At 68.2% G+C, this 14,962-nt stretch carries 8 protein-coding genes and 1 pseudogene; 3 read left to right on the top strand and 6 right to left on the bottom strand.

Annotated features, from left to right (window positions below; genetic code table 11):
• Positions 1-5: 5 nt before the first annotated feature.
• The 3 genes from fxsT to ABT114_RS35785 are packed head-to-tail and all read right to left on the bottom strand — an operon-like array spanning position 6 to position 7,199.
• Positions 6-4,463: an FxSxx-COOH system tetratricopeptide repeat protein gene (fxsT, locus tag ABT114_RS35775; RefSeq protein ID WP_351147220.1), complete on the bottom strand. Its 4,458-nt coding sequence runs from the start codon at positions 4,461-4,463 to the stop codon at positions 6-8.
• Complete coding sequence (locus tag ABT114_RS35780; RefSeq protein WP_351147222.1) at positions 4,456-5,529, bottom strand: AAA family ATPase; 1,074 nt, start codon at positions 5,527-5,529, stop codon at positions 4,456-4,458. Before ABT114_RS35780 ends, fxsT begins: the two co-directional genes overlap by 8 nt.
• Before the next feature lie 56 nt (positions 5,530-5,585).
• Positions 5,586-7,199, bottom strand: coding sequence for a VMAP-C domain-containing protein (locus ABT114_RS35785; RefSeq protein WP_351147224.1), 1,614 nt, complete (start codon positions 7,197-7,199; stop codon positions 5,586-5,588).
• Between the two features lie 191 nt (positions 7,200-7,390).
• Here ABT114_RS35785 and ABT114_RS35790 point away from each other — a divergent pair, with 191 nt between their 5' ends.
• Positions 7,391-8,311: an S-4TM family putative pore-forming effector gene (locus tag ABT114_RS35790; protein WP_351147225.1), complete on the top strand. Its 921-nt coding sequence runs from the start codon at positions 7,391-7,393 to the stop codon at positions 8,309-8,311.
• A 45-nt stretch (positions 8,312-8,356) separates the two neighbouring features.
• Here the strand turns inward: ABT114_RS35790 and ABT114_RS35795 are convergent, their stop codons facing one another.
• The 3 genes and pseudogenes from ABT114_RS35795 to ABT114_RS35805 form a co-directional block, all read right to left on the bottom strand.
• On the bottom strand, positions 8,357-8,737 hold the full coding sequence (locus ABT114_RS35795; protein ID WP_351147227.1) for a PIN domain-containing protein: 381 nt from the start codon (positions 8,735-8,737) through the stop codon (positions 8,357-8,359).
• Positions 8,734-8,991, bottom strand: a complete 258-nt coding sequence (locus ABT114_RS35800; RefSeq protein ID WP_351147228.1) for a hypothetical protein — start codon at positions 8,989-8,991, stop codon at positions 8,734-8,736. The genes ABT114_RS35795 and ABT114_RS35800 overlap by 4 nt, the downstream gene beginning before the upstream one ends.
• Positions 8,992-9,077: 86 nt before the next feature.
• Positions 9,078-9,200, bottom strand: a pseudogene (locus ABT114_RS35805) (ATP-binding protein); the annotation flags it as partial.
• Between the two features lie 1,005 nt (positions 9,201-10,205).
• Here ABT114_RS35805 and ABT114_RS35810 point away from each other — a divergent pair.
• Entirely contained in the window at positions 10,206-12,302 is a 2,097-nt protein-coding gene (locus tag ABT114_RS35810; protein WP_351147230.1) for a site-specific DNA-methyltransferase, read from the top strand.
• Positions 12,302-14,854 carry a DEAD/DEAH box helicase family protein gene (locus ABT114_RS35815; protein WP_351147231.1) on the top strand — a complete coding sequence of 851 codons (2,553 nt, stop codon included), beginning with the start codon at positions 12,302-12,304 and terminating at the stop codon, positions 14,852-14,854. The genes ABT114_RS35810 and ABT114_RS35815 overlap by 1 nt, the downstream gene beginning before the upstream one ends.
• Positions 14,855-14,962: the final 108 nt, after the last annotated feature.

Here is a 14,962-nt window from a genome sequence, read left to right on the forward strand (position 1 = left end):
CGGCCTCACGGCATCGGGTCGGCGTCGCAGTTCGAGCGGCGCCAGGCCTCGGCATCCGTGGTGGCCGGGTGCGTGGCGCCGAGCTTGGCGCTCATGCCCTCCACCGCGGCCAGGTGCATGGCCTCGGCCTCCTCGGTCCGGCGCAGCGCCCGCAGATCGCTGGCGATGTTGTTCATCAGGGCGAGCGCGGTGGGATGCTGCTCGCCCAGCGTGGCCTTGACCCGCTCCAGGGTGCGCTCGTCCAGTTCCAGCGCGCCGGCCGCGTCCCCTTGGGCGTACATGTCGCTGGCGAGGTTGGTGGTGCACACCAGCACCGTCGGGTGGTCGTCCCCAAGGGCCTCGCGGGCGCGGCCCAGCGCGCTCTCGTTGAGAGCCCGAGCGGCCGCCACCTGGTTGACCAGGCGCAGGGTGATGGCGAGGTCGATGTCCGCCGCCACGGCGTCGGGGTGGTGCGAGCCGAACACCTCGGTGTACAGGTCCCGGGTCTTCTCCCCCAGTTTCAGGGCGTCGTCCAGGTTGTTCAGCTGCCTGAGGTCGACCGACAGGTTCAGGGACGCCACCAGGGCGTCCGGGCTGCGCTCGCCGTAGCGGTCGGTGAGCGCCTTGCTGGCCTGGAGGCTGAGTTCGTAGGCGCCCTCGTGGTCACCGGCCTTGCGCCGGGACACCGCGAGCCGGGCCAGGGCGCGCAGGGTGTGCGGGTTGGTCTCACCGAACACACTGCGGTACTTCTCGACGATCTCCTCGAACATGCGGGCGCCGAGCGCGTAGTCGCCCGCTTCGCGCCGGTCCAGCGCCAGGCCCATCTCCGACAGGAGGGTGTCCCAGGCCTCCTCGCCGTAGACGAGGATGTTGCGGCGCCAGGTCGCCTCGTCCAGCTCCAGCGCCTCGTGGTAGTGGCCGCAGGCGCGCAGGGCCACCGCGAGGTTGTGCGTGTGGTCCAGGGTGAGCGGGTCCTCGTCGCCGTAGGCACGCACGGCCCTGTCGTGGACATCGCGGGCCATGGCCAGGGCACCCAGGAAGTCACCGTCCGAGCGGCGGTCGATCGCGACCTGCCCCATCGAGGCCAGCAGCTCCTCCTCGGCGTCGGAGCCCAGTTCCTGCACGGCGGCCAGCATGCGCCGGCTCAGTTCGGCGGCCTCTCCGTAACGGCCGATCCGCCACAGCACGTACCACAGTCCGCGGCACAGGAGCAGCGTCTGCTGGTCGCCGTCCCCGAACTTCTCCCGCCACCGCTCGTACGCCCTCTGGCCGAACTCGCGGGCGCCCTCGTGGTCGCCCCAGTAGAAGAGGTAGTCGGCGAGGTTGATGACGAGCTGGCGGACGTTGCCGACCTCCGACTCGATCGCGCCGGACTCCACCACATGCGGGTACAGGTCGCCGAAGCGCGCCCAGTGGTCCGGATCCCGGGGGTCGCGGGGGGCGTTGGCCGCCAGGAGCAGGTGCGCGCCGTGCCGCATGCGCTCGCGCTGTTCCTCCGTCATACGGGCGATGAGCACCGCCTGCACCAGACGGTGCATCTGGATGCTGTTGTTGCGGTGGTCGATCTTGGCCAGGGAGTACCGGTTGATCTCCCGGATGGCCCGGGCCAGGCGCAGCGGGTCGGTCAGGGCCCGGTCCAGGTCCGTGGCGATGGGCTGCACCGGCGCCCCGGAGAAGAGGGAACGGGCGATGGGCTCGGGGGCGAAGTACGCACAGATCTGCAGCAGTTGCAGCGCGGCCGGGTTCTTGCTCGCGAGATGGTCCAGAGAGACGTTCCAGGCCGTCGCGACGGTCTGCTCGTAATGCGTGGGACGGGAGACTGTCATGAGTTCTGCACGTTTCTCTGCGAACAGGCGTAGGTATTCGGCGGCGGGCATGCCAGTCTCGGCTCGCCAAGCCGAAGCCTGCTCGACCGCGAGTGGCAGATCGCCCAGCACCTGGGCGAGCTGGTCGGCCTCGTCGTCGGACAGGTCGGGGTTACGGCGCTGGAGCAGCTGAATGCTCTCGTCGCGCTCGAACACGTCGACTTCCAGTGGGCGGGCGAGGGTGTTCCACTGCGGATTGCGCGACGTGATGATGATGGAGCCGCCCGAACTGTTCTCCGAAATGCTCGGGAAGAACTCCTGGACCGCTTCCGGGCTCTCCGCGTTGTCGAACACCAACAGCCACTTGCTGTAGGGATTTCCGGTGCGCAGGGCCTCCAGCACGGCGGGCACCGCGGTGATCGCCTCACTGCTGACCGGCAGATGAAGCCGGTGGGCCAGTTCCACGAGCGCCTGCGCGATCTGCGTGGGGCGCTCCGCGGGAATCCACCAGACAATGTCGTACTGGTTCGCCTGGCGATAGACGTATTCCTGGGCGAGTTGCGACTTTCCGACGCCACCGAGACCATGAAGGGCATGCGGTAGAACAGCGGTCGGGCCGCCGCGCAATTCTCTTTCCAGGTTCACCAGAAGATCGTCGCGTCCGGTGAAGACGAGATTCCGTGGCGGCATGTTTCCCCACACCAGCGGGCGCACATTGGCATAATCGGTGGGGCGGCTCAGAGTGATGCCTTGCCGCGGCGCTGCGTCGGGGTAAGCCGTGACCATGGTGGCGTCTCCTGGAGAGGTGCCAGTATCAGGGCCGCCGAACTTTTCGGCCGGCACCAATGCCTCGGAGGTGTTTGGTTCAGTCACTATGCCATAGCTTTCCGTGTGTCGTGCGATGGGTCGCTCGCCGCGTGTCGATTCGCTCATCTGCTGTATTGATTCCTCATGCGCCCGAATGAGTTGCCCGATCAATTGGGCCCGGCGTGCGTGTGCGCCGGAGAGCGATCGGAGAACCGCCCGTTCTATCTCGCGAAGGTGACGGTTTTCCTCGGTCACCTGCGGCCGGGAAGCGGTTGCTCCTTCCAGGTATGCGAGCATCTCCCGGGCGGCACCGCTGTGCGGCGCCAGTAACTCGGCCGCCGCTTTTGTCGCCACCTCGGTCGCCTGCCGACTGCTCGCGGCCAGCACTTCCTCGCGCACACCGGGGTGAAAGGAGAAAAGCCCCTCGGCGGATTCCGGATCGGCGGCCACCAGGTCGCTCATGAGGAACTCGGCCAGGTGCTCGGGGCCGGTGCGCGGCATGGTGCGCCGCTGGAGCTCGGTCATGACCCGCAGGTCCAGCGGGGCGGTCGCCAGGCGGGTGGCGAGCTGGAACGAGTCGGGGGAGGCCCACACACGGAACAGGGCGACGCGTTCCACCGCGCTCTTGGCGCGGGGCTCGCGCGGGGGCACGGGGGCCCCGCGCGCCGTTCGGGGCAGCACCAGGGCGGCCACCTCGGTCCATCGCGGACCCACGCCGGTGAGGAACTCCGTCCACGGCGCCAGCCACCGCTCGGACAGTTCCAGGACCGGGACGACGGTGTGCTGCCCGCGTGCCTCGGTCCGGCCCGAGGGGTCGACGTACTCCCAGGACGGGCGGGCGGGCCAGGGCCCGGACGAGTGCAGCCGGACGCGGTCGACCCGGTGCAACGCGCTGCGGTACCAAAGATGTTGGGGCAGTACGTCGAGGACGACCGTCGGCTGGTGCCGGCCCCAGGACGCCAGGTGCCGCTGGACGGCGCCGGACTGCCAGGCCGGGCCCAGACCGTCGGTGATGACGAAGACGAGCGTGCGGCCGCCGGGGTCCACCAGACGCCGGGGTGAGAGGCCACGGTCCCTGCCGGGCAGGTGGATCGACGCCGTGTCGGGCCGGGTGGCGTCGAGATGGAGGAGGCGGTAGTCGCCGAAGCCGCCGTACTGGCGGAACAGGCGGGTGACGTGGTCGGTCGTCTCGCGCCACACGGCCATGCGCGGGGAGACGTCCAGGAACAGTACCGCGTTCCAGCGCGGGCCCGGTCCGGCCCGCATGACCGGGGGCAGTCCTGGGTCGACGGCCAACCGCTCGGCCGTGGCGTGCGGGTCGACCTGCGGTGCCCGCAGGGTGGGCGCGGGCCGGCGCAGCGGCCGCATGGCGCGGCCGAGGGCGGGCGCGGGGGCCTTGGGCGGGCGGACGGCCCTGACCGGCCGGGCGGTCGCCGCGACGCCGTTCACCGGGATGTCGCCCCCGTGCGGGATCAGCGGCAGCAGGTCGGCTTCGCCGAGGCGGAGGTCGCCGACGGCGGATCCCCGGCCGTCCGGTGCTGCCTCGGGCGCTGCCGGATCCTGCGCTGCGGGGGGTAACCCGTGGCCGGTGGAGCGCGGGGGGAACCGGGGCGGCCGGCCGTCCTGCTCGGAGCCGGGCGGGACGGCAGGTGGGTGCTCAGGGGTGTTCGGCGGGGCGGGCGAGACCGGGGAGGCGTCGTGCGGTGCGTGAGCGGTGATGTCCGGGTGGTACGCGGCCAGCCACAGCGCGTCCGCGATCTCCTGTGGGTGCAGCTCACCGACGGGCATGGCAGAGGCGTCCGCGGCGACGGACGCCCCAGGTGGTCCGTCGGCCGCGGCGCGACCGTTGATCTTGGGCGATCGGTCAGACACCCCAGTCCGCTCCGTCTCCGTTCAGCGGGTGCCAAATAGCCTCGAGGATGGCCTGCCACTCGGCGCGGTCTTCCTCACCGTAGGAGTAGGCGCCTGAGGTGACCAGGTGTGCTGCGTTGAGCAGTTGGTCGGATGCCAGCCCGTCGACCTGAGCGCTGCGTGTCATGAACTCCCGGACGAGCCTTTCCTGCACGTCTGCCAACCCGTCGCCGAAGTGCGCCGCGACCAACTCGGCCAGCTCCTGCGGACCGGGGCCCGGTATATCAAGGCGCAGGCATCGGCGCATAAACGCCTCAGGGAACTCACGTTCACCATTGGAGGTCATAATCACGATGGGAAACGACCGAGTCTTGACAATTCCGTCCTGAATCGTCGCCGTTCTGCCCGGATCCGATGTGTAGACGGTGACCTCACCCAGGTGGCGCTTCACCCGAACGAGAGGCTGCACGGCGAACCAGCCGTCCTCGAACAGCGACAGCAGGTCGTTGGGGAGGTCGGCGTCCCCCTTGTCCAGCTCGTCGATCAGCAGCACTCTCGGCAGATGATGGGGCAGCAGAGCGGTGCCCAGCGGACCGAGCTGGATGAAGTCGCCGATGTCCAGCGGGGCCGGCGACGCCCCGCCGTCCCCGCCGTCCACGCCTTCCTGCACCGACGCCCGTTCCTGCGCGGCGAACCAGGCCTGTCCCGCCTGGGCGCGGCCCAGGACGTCGTACTCGAACAGCCCCGAGCCCAGTGTCGTCCGGCTGGTGACCGGCCACTGCAGCACGCGTCCCAGGCCCAGTTCACGGGCGAGACGGAAGGCCAGTGCCGACTTCCCGACGCCCGGACGGCCCGTCACCAGCAGCGGACGGCGCAGCAGGATCGCGGCGTTGACCAGGCGCACCTCCGCGGCCGGCGGACGCCGCGTCGCCGAGGCCGGACCCAGCCGCCGGTCCGCCTCCCCGTCCTCGGGCGGCCGGGACTGGACGGGCCCGCCGTCGAACGACCGCCAGCGCGGACCCGGCGGCCACGCGCGCTCCTCGTACGGGGTGGTGTCCTCGTACGCGACACCGGTTCCGGAGTACAACGGCCGGCCCGGGAGGCGTCCGTTGGCTGCCGATAACCCTGCCTGAGACGATGGACTCATTCGATCCCCCCTATGAACGCGACAGGCGCGCCCGCACCACCGTCCAGCAGTTGCTCGGGATCGTCCCAGACGACGCACAGGTGCTGGGCCGGGTCCCGCGCACTGCCATCAGCACGCGCTGTCGAGTCGCTCTTCCACTGTCGGGTATAGAACGGAAGGCCTGCCAGACCGCCTTCGGCCAGGCCGTCCCTGACCATTCCATGGAACTGCACGGACGTCGCGTCACGGTGGTGTATGAAGACAGGAATGCCCAGATCGATACCCACGCGAACTTCCCCCAGGCCGGCCCCGTTGCCGGTGGCCGGGGGTTCGCTCAGCACCATGGCGACGACATCCTTCTTCGCGCCGATGGCCGCGTCCAGCCGCTCCAGATGGTCGTTCACCGCGCGTCCCGCCTGTTCGCACCAGTGAATGGCGTCCTCGTTGCCGGGCGCGCCCTTCCACCGTGCCCAGCGCAGCCGCCAGACCTGGTAGGCGTCCCGCCGGTGAAGGCGCTCCAGGCTGTGCAGGACGATCTCCGGGTACTTGCTGAACAGGGGGTTGGGATAGGCGAGTGAGGGATCGCGGTCCCACCACTCCACCGGCTCGTTGAGCAACTCGGTGGGCAGGAAGAACTCCAGCACCACCTCCTCCGCCCGCGAGTGCCACAGGGAGGACATACGGGTGAGCAGGCGGGCCACCGCGGCCGGCACCTGCGCCCGGGACACAGCCTGCTGGGCCTCGCCCTCCTTGGCGTGATGCAACTCCGGGGACTCCGCGTACTTCACACGGGCCGACACCCAGTAGCGGCGCCCCTTGCGGGCCTGCCGCCGACCGGCGCCCTGCACCGGCGTGAGGTCCGGAACGAGCTTGATGTAGAGCCTTATCACCGGCCGCGCCGACGCGTCGGGACCGTCGGTCACGGACGGCGAGGAGGAGGCCTCCGGCCCGCCGGTGTCGTCCTCCTCGGGCGCGGAACGCCGGTCCCCGAGCGCCGCACGCACCTCGTTGAGGCCACCCGCGACGTCGACCAGATCCCACAGCTCGGCGAAATGGTCGTTCCAGCCGTGCAACTCGCCCACGTGCGAGGCGAGATCGGTGTGGAGCGCGAGATGTTCCAGCAGCACCATGCCGGGCGACAGCGCCACTCCGGGCATGGCGGCGCGACCGGAGAGATGCAGGAACGCCTGCCAGGCAGTGGTGCAGTACGGGGGCAGCCGCACCCGGCCACCCGTGACCCGCGCGACCGTCGCGTCCAGCTCCGTCAGCCCCACCAGCAGAGCGGCACGCAGCGCCGTCCAGTCCCTGCATTCGTACAGCCGCAGCGCGTGGAACTCCTCCACCAGCGGCGCCAGGCGGTGTTCCAGCGCCGGAGCCACCAGCGAGGTGGCTTCCACCAGCAGCGACAGACCGTCGGCCCGCTGCTCGCACACCCGCACCGCCTCGACGAACTCCTGCTGCGCCGTGGGGAACTCCGCCAGGGACTGACCGCCCAGCAGCTGCGTCAGCTCACGCCGCCACTGATGCCGGCCGCGCGTGTCGGTGAGGGCCGACGACTCGGCCAGGACGCCCACGACCTCGCGCAGGATCCGGCGGTGCTGCTCGGTCTGCACAGCGAGCCCCTGCGGCATCGGTGTCTCCCCCTCCGGACCGCAGCCCTACCTGGCGCCTCGGCCACAACACCCGATCAGGGTAGGGGGATTGAGCCCCCAGCCAAACAGATTCGACGAGATTCGGGGGTAGGAACATGGTCCGGCGCCACCGCTCGCGGCGGGGCGTCCGCGTAGGGTTCTGGGGAGTCGAGGGGGAGCAGGGGGACGACGTGAGCCGACCGTTGCCGACGCCGATCGTCGAGCGGCAGAACGACGAGGAGATGCTGACCATCCTGCGCGCCGGCGAGTCCTCGCACGCGCGCGCGCAGAAACTCGCCGCCCTGCACGTCCTCGTGTCCGTGGTCCTCGCCGCGGGAGCGGTGCTCGCCGTCCTCGTCCCGGACCTCCAGCCGGCGCTCACGGCAGGCGGTTTCCTGTGGGCCCTCGTGTACGCCGCCGCGGCCGGCGCGTGGACGGAGAACGAGTTCCGCAGGGCCGCGCTGTTGCAGGAACTGTTCGACACCCGGCTCTACGGCCTGCCGTGGAACGAGATACTCGCGGGCAACGCACCGTCCGCCGACGAGACGAGCCGACTGGCGCGGCGTTACAAAGGGCCGGCGGAACGTCTGCGGAACTACTACGAGATCCGTGACCTGCCCCGCCCCTTCGACGTGCTCTCCTGCATCCTGCAGAACCTCGCCTGGGGCGCGCGGATCCGCCGACGGTACGCGAACACGGTGCAGGCCGGTGTCGTCCTGTGGATCGTGGCGGGCGTCGTGGTGGGCGTGGCGACCCGGATGACCCTCGCCGAACTGCTCATGAACTGGTTCGTCCCCTCGCTCGGACTCCTGTTGTTCGGTGTCGACATCTACCGTGCGCAGCGTGACACGGCGGCGGTGCGTGAGCACACCCGCCAGGTGGTCCTGCGGGCCATGTGGGAGCACGCCCGCTCGGGGATGCCCGCGGAACGCGTCCCGGAGCTGCTGACGCTGGCCCGTCAGGCCCAGGACGCCCTGTTGCGCACCCGCCTCACCCAGGCCCGCGTGCCCAACCGGTTCTTCAAGAGCTTCCGGGAGCACGACCGCGCCGACTTCGCCGCCGCCATGGACGAGGTCGGCGGATGGCTGACCGCTACCGGCCCGCAGCCCTAGGCTGGAGGAGCAGGTCCAGCCCTGGTTCGACGTGATCGGGACGGTTCAGGGACTGAGGTCGATGACTCTGACGGGCTGCCCCCTCCAGGCCTCGGGGTCGGTGGTGGCCACCACGGCCCCGTTCGGGCGTTCGGCCGTGGGCTCGGCGGCGTGACGCGTGTGGGCGGGGGCCCAGGACGTGTCGCGGGCCACGGCGAGCACGGCCGGAAGATCCAGCTCGAGGACCGTGATGCCGGGCAGCGCGGCGAGATGTTCGGCGGTGCCGGGCCGCACCCGGTCGGCTTCGACCAACGCACACGCCGGGGCATAGAGAAACCAGCCCGCCTCGGCGTGAGCGCGGTGGATCAACCGGGAGGCGAGCAGATTGCCCTTCCCGGCCGCGACCATCGCCGTCTCGTCCAGTACGACGTGCAAAGCCTCGGTCACCTGGCCCCCGCCTCACTCAGCCGCCGGTCCAACTCGGCATCCAGAGCGGCCTGTTCCTTGGCACTCGGGTCGTATCCGTTCCACTCCCGCAGCGCGGCCCGCGCCCACTCCGCGCGTGCGCTGCGCTCCTCGGGGGTGAGCAGCGTCTCGGCAAGGTGGGAAAGATAGCCCCGCAGGGACATGCCTTCGGAGGAAGCTATCCGGGCGAGCCGGTCGCGGGCCTCGGCGGGGATGCGGATGTTGGCGTCGGACACGGAGGCCTCCTCGTACAGGTACCACCAGAGTACGGGTACGGGTACGTACCCGTCCAGCGTGTGCGGCGCAGCCCGGACACGCCTGGTTACGGGCACCGCGTCATCAGCGCACACTCCGCCCAGACCGTCTTGCCCGGCCCGTCCGGACGCGGGTGCCAGTCCCAGCGGGTGGCGAGCGCCGATACGAGAAGCAGGCCACGGCCCGCCTCCTCGGCACTGATGGTGTCCGAGGCATGATCGGCACGATCGTCTACTCGACGGACCCGGAGACACGCGAGAAACTACGGTCGCTCATACACCCGGCATCCGGGGTCGAGGCACTGGCACTCACGTAGTCCTTCTGTATGTGCGGAAGTGGTCATCGAACCAGGCTCGCATTAGGTACCCGCTGAACTGCGGCAGACAGGACCGCCGCTTCCGACGGCACAGGCTCTCCGAGACGCGAGGGTCCGACCCCAGCATTTCCACTGGTGACGGGTCTTGGGGGACGTTGGAAGGAGTGCCCCGGCAGGACTGGAACGTGCATACAGCTCCGGAGGGCCCTGCACTGTTCAGGATTCCCGCAGGTCACGGGTCCCCCCATGGCCTGTTGAGTGATTCCCCGTCCACAGATGGTCCGCGGCACGCCAGACGGTTGAGGGCGACTGCTGTCCCAGGTTGCCTGATGGCTGCAGCGCCCGTTGGGGCAGGTCCTCCAAACGGGCGAGTAGCCCGGCAGCTGTCGCTACAGCGGCTACGGCGTCCACCCGCGACCAGGTGAAGTGTTCGGTGGTACCCGCGTCGTCGTGTGGGGCGCCGCTGAACAGCGCGTAGGCTTCTTGGGTCAAGACCGCCCAACGCTCCGCCTAGATCCGGTCGTTGGCGGGCTTCTTCGACGCCTCCCGGCAGACGGTCCGAGTCTTGCAAGCATCGCGCACCGCATCCAGCGCGGAACGGGCCTTGCCGACGGCCGCTTCGAACTCGCCGACCCCGACCAGCTCGCCACCGGCCGCAGCCCCCTCGCCGACAACCGCCTTGAAGGACGCCGATGAGCCTCAGAAACGTCCCGGTGAAGTCCAACCGCCGTACCTGAGCGCGGAGTCACGTTCGACGCGAGCAGGCAGGTCACTCGGATCAGCAGAACGGGGATCTTCGAGTGGACGCGATGATTCCTGTATACCCAGCACGATCTTTACGCCAGGATGAGATCACGACTCGATCCTCAAGGACGCTGCATGGCATCAATATTGACGCCCCGTCACCAAGGGCGACTTGAACTGACCTGGACGGACAAGGACAAGACTCTCCTGTCCACGGGTGACGGCAGGTATGACTACTCATTCGTCGACTCGTCGGACTACCGCGTCTCCGAGGTCCGGTTGCTCCACGAGGTCAGTCGGTTCGCGGCCGCCACGCCCCAGGAGCGGCCGGCGGAGTTACCGGAGCCGACCGAAGACAATCTCCTCGTCACCGGCGACGCCATGCACGTCCTTGACGCCCTGGCGAAGATCCCGGCCTACGCCGACCGGTATCTCGGCAAGGTGAAGCTGGTCTACATTGATCCGCCGTTCAACACCGGTCAGGCGTTCGCGCACTACGAGGACAGCATCGCGCATTCGATCTGGCTCACCCTGCTCAGAGACCGCATCCGCCAGATCAGGCCACTGCTGGCCGAGGACGGCTCCGTGTGGGTCCATCTGGACCACACGGAGTCCCACCGTTGCCGCGTGGTCCTGGATGAGGAGCTGGGCGAGCACAACTTCGTCGCGGAAGTCGCCTGGCAGAAGGCTGACTCGCCCAAGAACGACACCAAGCGGCTCTCGACGTCGCAGGACACCATCCTCGTATACCGCAAGAGCGAGTCCTGGACCCCCAACCGCATGCCGAGGCTTGCCGTCTCGAACACGTCCCGCTACAAGTCCCGGGACGGAGACCCGATCCTGTGGCGCGACGACAACGCAACGGCAAGCGGCGCTGCTACACACCAGTCGATGGTCTACGCGATCGAGCACCCGGTCACCGGGAAGAAGATGTATCCGCGGGAGGGCCGCCACTGGGCTAAGGCGCAGTCATGGATGCTCGAACAGCTATCCCAATATGCACCGTATGAACTTCGCGACATCGGCGACGAGGTGGAGCGGGCCCGGAGATGCGGAATTACACCGAACGAGGTAAGGCCCGGGGTCCCCGCGATCATGCTGTCCATACCGCTCGATGAGGCTGCCGCGCAGGCCAGGGCGCGGTACGACGCCGGTCACTGGCCGGACCTCGTCATGCTCGGCCTTGGGGAGCAGATCCAGCGTAAGAAGCACCTCGAGGATAAGGGTCGGGTACCGGAAACCTTGTGGCTGGGCAGCGAGGTCGGCGGCAATATGCGCGGGAAGAACGAGGTCAGGGCTCTCTTCCCGGACGAGCACCCGTTCGCCACCCCCAAGCCTGAGCAGCTGATCGCCCGCATTGTTCATATCGGGTCGCTCCCAGGCGACATCGTTTTGGACTGCTTTGGTGGATCCGGCACAACGGCGGCGGTCGCCCACAAGATGGGACGCCGGTGGGTGACCTGTGAGCTGCTCTCCTCCAACGTGAGCCGGTTCCTGCTTCCTCGCCTGACGAAGGTCGTTAACGGAGAGGATCCCGGAGGCGTCACCAGCATCACCGAGCGAATAGCCGCGGTTGCCGGTGACGGTGAAGACGACATGGAGCTACCCGAAGGGGTCTCTCCGGAGGACGCGCAGGAGTTCAACCGGGTGCTCAGCAAAGTGACCAAGGCGAACTCGACCGACCTCGACGAGAAGACCATCAAGGCGTTGAAGGCCGCTACCAAGACCAAGAACGTCACGACCCTGAACTGGCATGGGGGCGGCGGCTTCACGCACCTGCGCGTCGGGGAGTCCATGTTCGAGGAGGTCGCCGGCATCGTCGTGCTCGCCGACTGGGCAACCCAGGGGGCGCTCGCCGAGGCGATGTGCGCTCAACTGTCCGTGTCCTACGAACCTGACGACATCTTCGCCGGCCGCCAGGGCCGCACCCGCTATCTCGTGATCGACGGGATGGTCGGGAAAGGGACCATCGCGTCCGTCCTCGACCGATTGCCTGAGGGCGAGGTCGTCGAGATCTGGGCCACCCAGATCGACAGCGAAGCAACCGAGACACTGAGGGTTGATCGACCCGGCTCCAAGCTCGAACTGATCCCGGACAAAGTCTTGGACAACTACCGCCGCACGTCCGCCTCGAAGGCCCCGTTCGGGGCTGGCCGAACCGTACCGTCACCCCGTACCGCCACGGAGACGAGCGACTCCGCCGCCGCAGGGGCCGAGAGGGAGAGTGCCTGATGGGGGAGCTGAGATTCCAGGCCGATCTCCTCAACGAGGTAGCGCACCGCCTCGACCTGCGTGAGCCCAACCGCAAGGCCATCGAGTCGGTGGTCCTCCGCGCCTCCGATCACTACGACGTCCAGGAGATCAACGGCCCCTTCGAATGCATCGTCGACTCGGCGACCGGTGTCGGGAAGACCTATGTGATGGCCGGACTCATGGAGTACCTGGCAGGCGCCGAGAGTCCGGCACGGAACTTCCTACTGCTGGCACCCGGCCGCACCATCCGTGACAAGTCGGTCCAGAACTTCACGCCCGGCAACCCCAAGTCACTGCGGCCCGTGATGCGCTCGGACCCGTACGTCGTCACCGCCGACAATTTCAACGCGCCGGCCACCAGGGTCGCCATGGACGACGCGAGTGTCATCAAGCTGTACATCTTCACTGTTCAGGCGCTGACCACGTCCACGGGCGAGGGCCGCGCCACCCATGTCCACTCCGAGAACCTAGGCGCCTCGTTCTTCGAACGTCTCGCCCGTCTCGACGACCTGGTGATCCTTGCCGATGAGCACCACTGTTACCGCGGACCGGCGTTCTCCCGGACCCTCACCGACCTCAAGCCGCAACTCGTGGTCGGCCTGACCGCCACACCGGTCAGGGCCGACGAGGACCTGGTCGCATTCAGGTATCCGCTCGCTGCAGCCATCGCGGACGAACTGGTCAAGACCCCGGTGATGGTCGCGCGCCGTGACGACCGCACCGACACGGAGACCAAGCTCCTCGATGGCGTCAACCTTCTGCGGTACAAGGGCGCAGCGGCCGACGCGTACTGCACCGAGCATGACCTACCGCCGGTGAACCCGGTCATGCTGGTCATCGCCGGGACAATTGAAGAGGCGAGGGAGTACCAGGAAGTCCTTGACTCCAGCTCCTTCGATGCCGGCGCCTGGGTCGGCAAGACGTTGCTCGTGCACTCGAAGCTGAAAGGCGACGAGAAGGAGAAGGCCCTCGCTGACCTGCAGGCGGTAGAGGAACCCAACTCGCCCGTGCGAATCATCATCAGCATAGGGATGCTCAAGGAAGGCTGGGACGTCAAGAACGTCTACGTCATCGCATCCATGCGCGCCTCCGTCTCCACGGTGCTGACCGAGCAGACCCTCGGCCGCGGCATGCGGCTCCCCTTCGGGCGCTACACACAGGTGGAGTTCCTCGACACCCTAGAGGTCCTGGCCCACGAGAAGTACGGTGACCTGCTCAAGAAGCGCAGCGTCCTCAACGAGGCGTTCATCGACTACGGCACCTACGCGCACCTACGGCGAGCGGCCGACGGCAGCTTGGAGGTCCGCCAGACGGCAATCCCCGCGCCCGGCCCGGTCATCCCGGCTCCTCGGCCTTCCGAACCGGCTCAGACCGGAGAACCTGCAATCAGCGAAGGGTTCTTGTTGTCGCCAGAGCCGGGCAATCTCAAGTCAGCCCCGGGATCGGCAGCCGCAGCTCCCATCGTCGAGATCGTGGACCAAGAGAGCCGGGCACGCCAGGCGAAGAAGGACGCGCAGTCCGACACGATCATCGAGTACCCGCCGCTGCCGGACCGGGAGCCGATCGTGATCCCCCGGCTCATGTCCGTATCCCAGCCGACAACGGTCAGCCTGAACGACATCGATCCGGAGGACTACGGGCCGTTCCAGCGCCTCGGGCGGGCTCTGGCCACCGAGCACTCCGATGATCTGCGCCGCACCAAGTTGTCCGCGAGCCACAACTGGCAAAAGGCCCAGGTCCGCGCGGAGACAGCCCGAGACTCGATAAAGGCCGCTCTGCCCCTGGACATCCCGCTCTCGGAGACCCGCAAGGAACTCATCCGCCGCGTCATGTCGGCCAAGGACGTGCCGAACCGTAAGAACGAACTCGGGGCCGCAGAGAGGATCGTCGACTGCGTCATCGAGGCCATGGGCGACGAGGTCCAGGAATTACTGTCGGCCTTCGTCGAGGTATGCGGGCAGCGACTCGCCAGGCAGATCAGCAAGACACTCCGGGACTTCAACCCCACCCAGATCACATACACCGACGATGTCGAATGGCTGGCGATCGACAAGACCCGCAAAGCGCAGCGGAAACAGGAAGCTGGACACGCAGACGGCACGTTCGACAAGGCTCTGGCGTTCAACGGATGGCAGAAGAACCTATACAGCCACGCCTGGTTCGACAGCACTCCCGAGTTCCAGGCGGCCGGTCTGATCGACAGCAGCAGCTCTGTCGTCGTCTGGGCGCGCCTGCACAACAACGATGTGCCGATCCAGTGGACCACGGACGGCCGGAACTACAACCCGGACTTCGTCGTCATCGAGGAGATCGACGGGAAACGCGTCGGCTGGCTCGTGGAGACGAAGAGCGACAAGGACATGTCGACTGCGGAGGTCCAGGCCAAACGGCGCGCAGCGAAGAAGTGGGCCAATACAGCCAACTCCTCCCCGCAGGTTCAAGGGGTCATGTGGAAGTACCTCCTCGCCGGTGAGCAGGACATTGAGGACGCGGCTGGGCTGTGGGGGCGACTGAAGGAGTTCTGCGGCTAACCTCAGTCCACCACCCACCCCAGCTCTCATCCCGTCCGCCGTCGACCCACACACCGTGGAGCGGGCGTGGTTCATGGCGTCCAGGTGGAGCGCGCCACTGTACGAACG

The organism is Streptomyces sp. NPDC002088 (assembly GCF_040296605.1).
GTDB lineage: Bacteria > Actinomycetota > Actinomycetes > Streptomycetales > Streptomycetaceae > Streptomyces.

Excerpts from the sequence above, each read along its gene's own strand:
- ABT114_RS35785 (WP_351147224.1), bottom strand. The coding sequence starts at position 7,199 with ATGCCGCAGGGGCTCGCTGTGCAGACCGAGCAGCACCGCCGGATCCTG.
- ABT114_RS35810 (WP_351147230.1), top strand. The coding sequence starts at position 10,206 with ATGGCATCAATATTGACGCCCCGTCACCAAGGGCGACTTGAACTGACC.
- ABT114_RS35815 (WP_351147231.1), top strand. The coding sequence starts at position 12,302 with ATGGGGGAGCTGAGATTCCAGGCCGATCTCCTCAACGAGGTAGCGCAC.